We start from the raw sequence: 9,191 nt of genomic DNA on the forward strand, positions 1-9,191 counted from the left end.
GGTCAGGGCCGCGCGCGGCCCCGTCGGCGGCGCGGGCAGCTCGGGGCTGATCATGGCGCCCGAAGGCGGCGCGTCGGAAAGCGCGGCGCTCGAGCGCGCCGGCGGACCGTCGTGGGCGACGGTGGAAGAGACGTTGATGGACATCGGACCCGGCACTGGGGTGGGAAGTCCGGCATTTTAGAGCTTTCTATCGGTCGCGGCCTGTACCGGATCGGTTCGCGGGGGCTCCGGCGCGAGCGCCCCGTCGCAACCGCGGCCAAGCAATGGCCGCGATCGGCCCGGAGGCGGCGCGGAGCTGCGGTCGCGGCGCTCCCGGCGCCCCCGATCCGCGCGTTGCGCGCGCCGGACCACCGTAACTTGCATCCGTCACGCTTGCGATCGGCCGTCGCCGACGCCGTCGACAGGCGCCGAACTGGCGCGCAAAGCCTGTCGCTGCGGGGCGCGGGCGGTTTCGGGACCGGTTGGGGCAAGCGCCTCCGGGTTGCCGCAGGACGGGTCGGCCGCTACCATTTCTCGGTTATCCGTAGCGCCGATCCCGGCGTGATGGGCCCTCGACAGGGCTCGCCAGCCACCACCTTCCGCATAGCCCCTCGCCCAGGACACCGGCGCGGACGGGGCGGGAGGGGCAGCCCGCGGAGCACGAAAACGAAAACCACACTGATTTTTCGGGGCTCGAACTGATGAAAGCCGGTCGTTTCAAGCAGTGGGCAGCGGGCGTCGCCGCATCGGCGTTGCCTGTCCTTGCGTTTGCTCAGGCGGCCGATCCCAAGCCGTGGCAGCTGAATATGGGCAAGGGCGTGACCGCCCAGTCGATGAACGCCTACTCGGCGCACATGTTCGCGCTGTGGGTCTGCGTGGTGATCGGCATCCTGGTCTTCGGCGCCATGGCCGTGGCCATGTTCAAATTCCGCAAGTCCAAGGGCGCCGTGCCCGACAAGGACTTCACCCACAGCACCAAGCTCGAGATCATCTGGACCGTGGTGCCGGTGGCGCTGCTGGTGCTGATGGCCTTCCCGGCCACCAGCAAGCTGATCGCGATGTACGACACCCGCAACGCGGCGATGACGGTCAAGGTCACCGGCTTCCAGTGGATGTGGAAGTACGACTACCTCGGCGAGGACGTCTCCTTCACCAGCCGCCTGGACCGCAAGAGCGACCAGCTGCGCCAGGCCGGCAAGCTCGTCACCAAGGCCGAGCACGAGCATTACCTGCTCGACGTCGACAACGTCCTGGTGCTGCCGACCGATACCAAGATCCGCTTCGTGATCACCGCCAACGACGTCATCCACGCTTGGTGGGTCCCGGCGCTGGGCTGGAAGCAGGACGCGATCCCGGGCATCGTCAACGAAGCCTGGACCGAGATTAAGGAGCCGGGCGTCTACCGCGGCCAGTGCGCCGAGCTGTGCGGCAAGGACCACGGCTTCATGCCGATCGTCGTGCGCGCGCTGCCCAAGGCCGAGTACCAGCAGTGGCTGGCCGGGCAGAAGGCCAAGAACGCGCCGGCGCCCGCCGCCGCGCCGGCGGCTCCGGCTGCTGCACCTGCGGCCGCTCCGGCCGATGCCGCTCCGGCTTCCGCCGCAGCCCCGAACACCGACACCACGACCGCCGCGGCTTCGCCCGCCGCGATCGCCGGTTGATCGTCAGCATTCTTCAGAGGTAGGCCATGGCAGCCACGCACCCCGTCGCCGATCATCACGATCACCACGATGATCACGCCCATAAGCAGGGCTTCATCGAGCGTTGGTTCTTCTCGACCAACCACAAGGACATCGGCACGCTGTACCTGATCTTCAGCTTCGTGATGTTCATCATCGGCGCGGCCATGTCGGTGGTGATCCGCGCCGAGCTGTCACAGCCGGGCTTGCAGTTCGTCGAGCCGATGTTCTTCAACCAGATGACCACCATGCACGCGCTGGTGATGATCTTCGGCGGTGTGATGCCGGCCTTCGTCGGCCTGGCCAACTGGATGATCCCGCTGCAGATCGGCGCGCCGGACATGGCGCTGCCGCGCATGAACAACTGGTCGTTCTGGATCCTGCCCTTCGCCTTCACCCTGTTGCTGATGACCCTGTTCCTGCCGGGCGGCGCGCCGGCCGGCGGCTGGACGCTGTACCCGCCGCTGTCGCTGCAGGGCGGCAGCAACGTCGCCTTCGCGATCTTCGCCATCCACATGATGGGCATCAGCTCGATCATGGGCGCGATCAACGTCATCGCCACCATCCTCAACATGCGCGCCCCGGGCGTGGACCTGTTGAAGATGCCGATCTTCTGCTGGACCTGGCTGATCACCGCCTTCCTGCTGATCGCGGTGATGCCGGTCCTGGCCGGCGCGGTGACGATGCTGCTGACCGACAAGTTCTTCGCCACCTCGTTCTTCAACGCGGCCGGCGGCGGCGACCCGGTGATGTTCCAGCACATCTTCTGGTTCTTCGGTCACCCCGAGGTCTACATCATGATCCTGCCGGCGTTCGGCGTGGTCTCGGAGATCATCCCGACCTTCAGCCGCAAGCCTCTGTTCGGCTACCAGGCCATGGTGTACGCGACCGCCTCGATCGCCTTCCTCTCGTTCATCGTGTGGGCCCACCACATGTTCACCGTCGGCATGCCGCTCGGTGGCGAGATCTACTTCATGTTCGCGACGATGCTGATCGCGGTGCCGACCGGCGTGAAGGTGTTCAACTGGGTCACCACCATGTGGCGCGGCTCGATCTCGTTCGAGGCGCCGATGCTGTGGGCGATCGCGTTCGTGATCCTGTTCACCATCGGCGGTTTCTCCGGCCTGATGCTCGCGATCGTGCCGGCCGACTTCCAGTACCACGACACTTATTTCGTGGTCGCGCACTTCCACTACGTGCTGGTGACCGGCGCGCTGTTCTCGATCATCGCCGCGGTGTACTTCTGGTGGCCCAAGTGGACCGGCCGCATGTACAGCGAGCCGATGGCCAAGTTCCATTTCTGGTGGACGATGATCTTCGTCAACCTGCTGTTCTTCCCGCAGCACTTCCTGGGCCTGGCCGGCATGCCGCGCCGCATCCCGGACTACAACGTGGTGTTCGCGGACTGGAACCTGATCAGCTCGATCGGCGCGTTCGGCATGTTCGTCACGCCGTTCATGATGGCCTTCATCCTGCTGCGTTCGCAGAAGGTCGGCGCCAAGGCCGAGGCGCGGGCCTGGGAAGGCGCGCGCGGTCTGGAATGGACCGTGCCGAGCCCGGCTCCGCACCACACCTTCGGCACGCCGCCGGTGATCCGCGACGGCGATCTGGCCCACGGCGACATCACCCACTGAACCCGACAGGACACAGGACCCCGCGACCGGCCCCGGCAGCGACCGCTTCGATCCGATAGCGCGCTGCCCGGCCCAGGCGACTCAAGATGACCCAGCCTCACGACCAGCACGACCTCGCCCATCGCCGTTCGGCCGCGCGCCGTACGGCGTTGTGGTTCGGGCTGGCCGCGGTGGCGGTGTACGTCGCCTTCATCCTCAGTGGGGTGCTGTCCAAGTGAGCGCCGACGACGCCAAGGCCAACGCCGAGGTCCGCCGCCAGGCGAGCCCGAAGATGATCCGGCTGATGGTGCTGGTCGCGCTGGGCGCGTTCGGTTTCACCTTCGCCCTGGTGCCGATGTACCGGATCGCCTGCGAGAAGGTGTTCGGCATCCGCCTGGAACGCGGCGTGGTCGAGGCGCAGGCGGCCACCGCGCCGGTCGCCGACCGACTGGTCACGGTGCAGTTCGACGGCAGCGTCAATTCCAAGCTGCCCTGGGACTTCAAGCCGCAGCAATTCAGCATGCAGGTGCGTCCGGGCGAGCAGTACGAGACCACTTATTACGCCCGCAACACCACCGACCGCGCCATCGTCGGCAGCGCCTCGCCGTCGGTCGCGCCGGCGCGGGCTTCGGGCTATTTCAACAAGACCGAATGCTTCTGCTTCACCGCCCAGACCCTGCAGGCGGGCGAGTCGCGCGACATGCCGGTGCGTTTCATCGTCGACCCGAACCTGCCGCCCGAGATCAAGACGATCACGCTGTCCTACACTTTCTCCAAGAACGACGTGCTCACGGCGCGCCTGCAGCAAGGAACGGTGTCCAAGACCGCCTCCTCGCCGCTGTCGGCGCCGTAAGCGGCTCAGCACCATTCAAACCAGCACCACTTATCACTGGAACGCCGCCATGGCCCACGCTCACACGCCAGACGCCAACATCTACTACGTGCCGCACAGCAGCCGCTGGCCGTTCCTCGGCTCGATCGGCCTGTTCACGACCATGATCGGCGTCGCCAGCTGGCTCAACGAAGTCAGCTGGGGCAAGCCGGTGTTCTTCGTCGGCCTGGCGATGATGGTCGGCGTGCTGTTCGGCTGGTTCGGCGACGTCATCCGCGAATCGGTACGCGGCAACTACAACAAGCAGGTCGACGTCTCGTTCCGGATGGGGATGATCTGGTTCATCTTCTCCGAGGTGATGTTCTTCGCCGCGTTCTTCGGCGCGCTGTTCTACGCCCGCACCCTGGCCTTGCCGTGGCTCGGCGGCGAAGGCGACGGCGTGATGACCAACAGCCTGCTGTGGCCGCAGTTCAGCGCCGCCTGGCCGACCGCCGGCCCGGCCGAGGTCGGCGGCGCGTTCCAGACCATCCCGGCCTGGGGCCTGCCGCTGCTCAACACCCTGATTCTGCTGACCTCGGGCTCCACGGTCACCGCCGCGCACCACGCGCTCAAGGGCGGCCACCGCAAGTCGCTGCTGTTCTGGCTGGGCCTGACCGTGCTGCTGGGCTGCGTGTTCCTGTTCTTCCAGGCCGAGGAATACATCCACGCCTACACCGAGCTCAACCTGACCCTGGGTTCGGGCATCTACGGCTCGACCTTCTTCATGCTCACCGGTTTCCACGGCCTGCACGTGACCCTGGGCACGATCATGCTGGCGATTATCTGGTTCCGTTGCCTCAAGGGCCATTTCGACAAGGACAACCATTTCGCCTTCGAGGCGGTGGCCTGGTACTGGCACTTCGTCGACGTGGTCTGGCTCGGCCTGTTCCTGTTCGTGTACGTGCTGTAAGCGCGAGCGCAGGATCGGCAAAGCACGACGAGAGGCCGGCGCTGCCGGCCTTTCGTTTTTGAGCCGAAGGTGGGCGTCGCCCCCTGAGCGGCCGGATGCCGATACCGACGCCGGCAAGACGGGCCTACCTGTAACTTGCCATGACGCGGTTCCCGCGAGGGCGGGAATCCAGGGACTTCAGGGGCTCTTACCCGACAGGATCAATTCGGGTTGGAGCCGACCCCGTGCGGTTCGATCCAGCCCATCCACATCGCGAACAGGATGATGGCGATCAGCGCGATGGACAGCGCGATACGGCGGGTCAGCGCGTTGACCGTGCGCTTGCTCCCGCCTTTGTCCACCAGCATGTAATACAGGCCTGCACCCAGGTTCCAGAGGATGACGATCAGGAAGCCGACCACCAGCAGGATCTTCAGCGACTCGTTCACCGCGGGCTCCTCAAGTGCGCGCCGGACGCGCGCGGCTGCGATGGGTGGATTATCGCAGCCCGCCGGGAGGATGGGGTGAGCCGCCGCGGCACCTTGCTGTTCGGCTGGACGCTCGCGCTCGCCGCGATCGCGCTGTTCGCCAACCTGGGGCTGTGGCAGGCCCGGCGCGCGGTCGAGAAGCAGGCCATGCTCGATGCCGCCGCCTCGGTCCTGGGCGAGCGCGTGCCGCGGCCGCTGGCTGCGGCCGGCGACCCGGCGCGGGTGCGCGACTACGACTGGGCGGTGGGGCAAGGCCGGTTCGACGAGCGCGGCGCGCTGTTGCTCGACAACCAGCAACGCAACGGCCGTGCCGGCGTGCGCGTCTATCGCATCTTCATGCCCGTACAGGGCGGGCCCTTGCTGGTCGACCTGGGCTGGTTGCCGCTCGGCGGCGATCGCAAGCTGCCGGCCATCGCCCGGCCGGACGGCGAACTCGGCTTGCGCGGACTGCTCGCGCCGCCGCCGTCGACCGGCCTCGCGCTGGGCCCGGGCCTGGGCAGCCAAGGCGAGGCCTGGCTGTTGACCCGGGTCGAGCCGAAGGCGATCGCCGAGGCCACCGGCCTGTCGGTGCCGCTTGCGCCGCGCGTGTTGCGCCTCGATCCGGCGCTCGAGCTCGGCTACGAGCGCGACCTGGAACTGCTCGCCAACACCTTGCCGCCGGACAAGCACCGCGGTTATTCGCTGCAGTGGTTCGCGCTCGCCCTGGCGGTGCTGGCCACCGCCCTGATCCTCACGTTCCGCCCTCGGCGTCGACAACCATGACCAGCCCCGACCCTTCCTCGCAGCGCAATCGCAACCGCCTGGTGCTGGTGCTGATCGCGGCGTTCTTCTTCGTGCCGATGTTGATCGCCGGGGTCATGCGCTTCACCGATCGCCATCCGGCGGCGAGCCGCCAGCACGGCGAGCTGCTCGAGCCCAAGCCCGACCTGCGCGCGCTGAGGCCGCGCCTGGCCGACGGCCGCGTCTACGCCTGGAACCCGCCGGCGCGGATCTGGCGCATCGTGGTCGCGCCGGCGCCGGATTGCGCCGCGGCCTGCGTCGAGTTGTCGCAGCAGCTCGATACGGTCTGGCAGCTGTTCGGCAAGGATGCCGACCAGGTCGAGCTGCTCTGGCTCGGCGAGCCGCCGGCCGGGGCCAAGCGCCCGCCCAGCCTGCGCGTGCTCGGCCCTTCGCCGGAGCTGCGCGCGCAGCTGCCGCGACTGAACGACCCGGCCGGCCTGCCGCTGTACGTGATCGACCCGAACGGCTTCGTGATTCTGCGTTACGCTCCCGGCACCGATCCGGGCGGGCTGCGCGCCGACCTGGCCAAGCTGCTGAAACTGATGTGAGCGGCGCGGCACGAGCCGGTCGCGGCAGCGGCCGGTAGTTAGGCGCCGATCCGGCACCCAGAGTTTGCAGGAACGAGTTTTCGAATGAGCGCAACCCACAAGCCCGGATCCTCCGATCCGTTCACCAACGGCCTGAGCAAGACCGGCCTGTCGAAGAATTTCCATCGCATCGCCTGGCTGGCGGTCGCGCTGGCGCTGTGCGTGATCGTGTTCGGCGCCTTCGTGCGCCTGTCCAACGCCGGCCTGAGCTGCCCGGACTGGCCGACCTGCTACGGCCGCGCGGCCTGGCCGACCAGCGCCCACGAAATCACCGACCACGTCGCCACCGCGATCCGTCCGGTCGAGGTGCACAAGGCCTGGCGCGAGCAGTTCCACCGCATGATCGCCGGCCTGCTCGGCGTGCTGGTGCTGATCCTGGCGCTGGTGTCGGCGCGCAAGCGCGCCTACGGCGTGCCGCAGGTGATCGTCGCGGCCGCGCTCGTGGCCGTCGCGATACCGCTGTACATGAAAGGCCAGCATGTCGCCGCTTCGGCATTGGCGATCGTCGGCGAAGCGATCCTGCTGGCCGCCGCGCTGCGCTGGAGCAATACCGATCTGTCGCGGGCGTCGGCGCTGACCCTGGCGGTGATCATCTTCCAGGCCCTGTTGGGCATGTGGACGGTCACCTGGCTGCTCAAGCCGGTGGTGGTCATGGGCCATCTGCTCGGCGGCCTGCTGACCTTCTCGCTGTTGGTGTGGACCGCATGGCGCGCGATCGGCCAGCCGATCCGCCTAGCCGACGCTTCGAGCGTGCGGCGGCTGCTGATGCTCGGCATCGCCGTGCTCGGCGTGCAGATCGCGCTCGGCGGCTGGACCAGCGCCAACTACGCCGCGCTGGCCTGCGGCAACGATTTTCCGACCTGCGTCGGCCAGTGGTGGCCGCGCCACGACTTCGGCGAGGCCTTCGTGCTGTGGCGCGGCATCGGCGTGGACTACGAAGGCGGGATCCTCGACGGCGAGGCGCGCATCGCGATCCAGCTGGCTCACCGCATCATGGCCGGCGTGGTGTTCGTCTATCTGCTGGGCCTGACGGTGAAGCTGCTGCGCACGCCCGGCATGCGCGGCTGGGCCAGCCTGCTCGGCGTCCTGACCATGGCCCAGGTCGGCCTGGGCATCGCCAACGTCAAACTCGGCCTGCCGCTCGCGGTCGCGGTCGCGCACAACGCCGGCGCCGCACTGCTGCTGTTCGCGCTGGTCTCGCTGCTCGCCCGCCTGCGCACGCCGGAGGTCTGATGAACGCCGCCAAGCGCCCGACCGCCAAGCAGTACTGGGACCTGACCAAGCCGCGCGTCGTCGCGCTGATCGTCTTCACCGCCTTCGTCGGCATGTTCCTGGCCGTGCCGGGCTGGCCGCCGCTGCGCGAATCGGTGCTCGGCTTCTTCGGCATCTGGCTGGCCGCGGCGTCGGCGGCGACCATCAACCAACTGCTGGACTCGCGCATCGACGCCAAGATGGCGCGCACCTCGTGGCGGCCGATCGTCGCCGGGCAGGTCTCGCCGACCCAGGCGCTGGTGTTCGCGCTGATCCTGGCGGCGTTGTCGATGACCATCCTGGTGGTGTGGGTCAACGCGCTGACCGCGTGGCTGACCTTCGCCTCGCTGATCGGCTACGCGGTGGTCTATACGGTGTTCCTCAAGCGCGCCACCCCGCAGAACATCGTCATCGGCGGCATCGCCGGCGCGGCGCCGCCGCTGCTCGGCTGGGCCGCGGTCACCGGCATGCAGGGCGAGTGGGACTGGGCCCATGCGCTGCTGCTGGTACTGATCATCTTCGTGTGGACGCCGCCGCATTTCTGGGCGCTGGCGATCTTCCGCCGCGCCGACTACGCGCGGGCGATGGTGCCGATGCTGCCGGTCACCCACGGCGTCGAGTACACCCGCTGGCAGATCCTGTTCTACACGATCCTGCTGACGGTGGTCTCGGTACTGCCGTGCGTGTTCGGCATGAGCGGTTACTTCTATCTGTTCGGGGTGTTGGTGCTGGACGCGATGTTCCTGTACCACGCCTGGAAGCTGATGAACCCGCCCGACGAACTGTACGCGATGCGGGTTTTCAACTACTCGATCGTCTACCTGATGGTGTTGTTCGCATTTCTGCTGATCGACCACTGGCTGCCCTCGTCGATGCAGTCGGCGCCTTTGTTCGAACTGCAGCGAATGCATTGATCGTCCGCGCCGCGCCGGCGCCAGTCACTAGGGGGCCACCGTCGATGAAGCACCGGATCGTCCGTTCCGTCGCGGCGCTGCTGCCGCTGTCGGCCCTCGCCGCCGCGCAGGCGCAGGAGCCCGCCGCGCAGGCGCAGGGCGCC

At 67.8% G+C, this 9,191-nt stretch carries 10 protein-coding genes; 9 read left to right on the forward strand and 1 reads right to left on the reverse strand.

Annotated elements, in window-relative coordinates:
- Window positions 1–680: 680 nt before the first annotated feature.
- The 5 genes from coxB to ACSAMQ_RS18605 all read left to right on the forward strand — a co-directional run bounded on the left by coxB (window position 681) and on the right by ACSAMQ_RS18605 (window position 5,049).
- Complete coding sequence (gene coxB, locus ACSAMQ_RS18585) at window positions 681–1,637, forward strand: cytochrome c oxidase subunit II (protein ID WP_435397085.1); 957 nt, start codon at window positions 681–683, stop codon at window positions 1,635–1,637.
- 26 nt (window positions 1,638–1,663) lie between these two features.
- Window positions 1,664–3,289 (forward strand): cytochrome c oxidase subunit I, encoded by a 1,626-nt coding sequence (gene ctaD, locus ACSAMQ_RS18590; RefSeq protein ID WP_435397086.1) that lies wholly within the window; start codon window positions 1,664–1,666, stop codon window positions 3,287–3,289.
- Between the two features lie 86 nt (window positions 3,290–3,375).
- Complete coding sequence (locus ACSAMQ_RS18595; protein ID WP_435397087.1) at window positions 3,376–3,507, forward strand: hypothetical protein; 132 nt, start codon at window positions 3,376–3,378, stop codon at window positions 3,505–3,507.
- Between the two features lie 53 nt (window positions 3,508–3,560).
- Window positions 3,561–4,121, forward strand: a complete 561-nt coding sequence (locus ACSAMQ_RS18600) for a cytochrome c oxidase assembly protein (RefSeq protein WP_435397094.1) — start codon at window positions 3,561–3,563, stop codon at window positions 4,119–4,121.
- A gap of 49 nt (window positions 4,122–4,170) precedes the next feature.
- Window positions 4,171–5,049, forward strand: a complete 879-nt coding sequence (locus ACSAMQ_RS18605; RefSeq protein WP_435397088.1) for a cytochrome c oxidase subunit 3 — start codon at window positions 4,171–4,173, stop codon at window positions 5,047–5,049.
- A 200-nt stretch (window positions 5,050–5,249) separates the two neighbouring features.
- Here ACSAMQ_RS18605 and ACSAMQ_RS18610 read toward each other — a convergent pair whose 3' ends face one another.
- Window positions 5,250–5,477, reverse strand: a complete 228-nt coding sequence (locus ACSAMQ_RS18610) for a twin transmembrane helix small protein (protein WP_435397089.1) — start codon at window positions 5,475–5,477, stop codon at window positions 5,250–5,252.
- Between the two features lie 75 nt (window positions 5,478–5,552).
- Between ACSAMQ_RS18610 and ACSAMQ_RS18615 the strand changes: the two genes are divergently transcribed.
- The 4 genes from ACSAMQ_RS18615 to cyoE all read left to right on the forward strand — a co-directional run bounded on the left by ACSAMQ_RS18615 (window position 5,553) and on the right by cyoE (window position 9,048).
- Window positions 5,553–6,278 carry an SURF1 family protein gene (locus ACSAMQ_RS18615; protein WP_435397090.1) on the forward strand — a complete coding sequence of 242 codons (726 nt, stop codon included), beginning with the start codon at window positions 5,553–5,555 and terminating at the stop codon, window positions 6,276–6,278.
- Window positions 6,275–6,844 carry a hypothetical protein gene (locus ACSAMQ_RS18620; protein ID WP_435397091.1) on the forward strand — a complete coding sequence of 190 codons (570 nt, stop codon included), beginning with the start codon at window positions 6,275–6,277 and terminating at the stop codon, window positions 6,842–6,844. The genes ACSAMQ_RS18615 and ACSAMQ_RS18620 overlap by 4 nt, the downstream gene beginning before the upstream one ends.
- Before the next feature lie 84 nt (window positions 6,845–6,928).
- On the forward strand, window positions 6,929–8,116 hold the full coding sequence (locus ACSAMQ_RS18625) for a COX15/CtaA family protein (protein ID WP_435397092.1): 1,188 nt from the start codon (window positions 6,929–6,931) through the stop codon (window positions 8,114–8,116).
- Complete coding sequence (gene cyoE / locus ACSAMQ_RS18630; protein ID WP_435397093.1) at window positions 8,116–9,048, forward strand: heme o synthase; 933 nt, start codon at window positions 8,116–8,118, stop codon at window positions 9,046–9,048. The genes ACSAMQ_RS18625 and cyoE overlap by 1 nt, the downstream gene beginning before the upstream one ends.
- Window positions 9,049–9,191 lie beyond the last annotated feature (143 nt).

This window comes from Lysobacter sp. 1R34A, assembly GCF_051217035.1.
Taxonomy (GTDB): Bacteria; Pseudomonadota; Gammaproteobacteria; order Xanthomonadales; family Xanthomonadaceae; genus Lysobacter.

Excerpts from the sequence above, each read along its gene's own strand:
- ctaD (WP_435397086.1), top strand. The coding sequence starts at position 1,664 with ATGGCAGCCACGCACCCCGTCGCCGATCATCACGATCACCACGATGAT.
- cyoE (WP_435397093.1), top strand. The coding sequence starts at position 8,116 with ATGAACGCCGCCAAGCGCCCGACCGCCAAGCAGTACTGGGACCTGACC.
- ACSAMQ_RS18600 (WP_435397094.1), top strand. The coding sequence starts at position 3,561 with ATGATCCGGCTGATGGTGCTGGTCGCGCTGGGCGCGTTCGGTTTCACC.
- ACSAMQ_RS18595 (WP_435397087.1), top strand. The coding sequence starts at position 3,376 with ATGACCCAGCCTCACGACCAGCACGACCTCGCCCATCGCCGTTCGGCC.
- ACSAMQ_RS18620 (WP_435397091.1), top strand. The coding sequence starts at position 6,275 with ATGACCAGCCCCGACCCTTCCTCGCAGCGCAATCGCAACCGCCTGGTG.
- ACSAMQ_RS18625 (WP_435397092.1), top strand. The coding sequence starts at position 6,929 with ATGAGCGCAACCCACAAGCCCGGATCCTCCGATCCGTTCACCAACGGC.
- ACSAMQ_RS18605 (WP_435397088.1), top strand. The coding sequence starts at position 4,171 with ATGGCCCACGCTCACACGCCAGACGCCAACATCTACTACGTGCCGCAC.
- coxB (WP_435397085.1), top strand. The coding sequence starts at position 681 with ATGAAAGCCGGTCGTTTCAAGCAGTGGGCAGCGGGCGTCGCCGCATCG.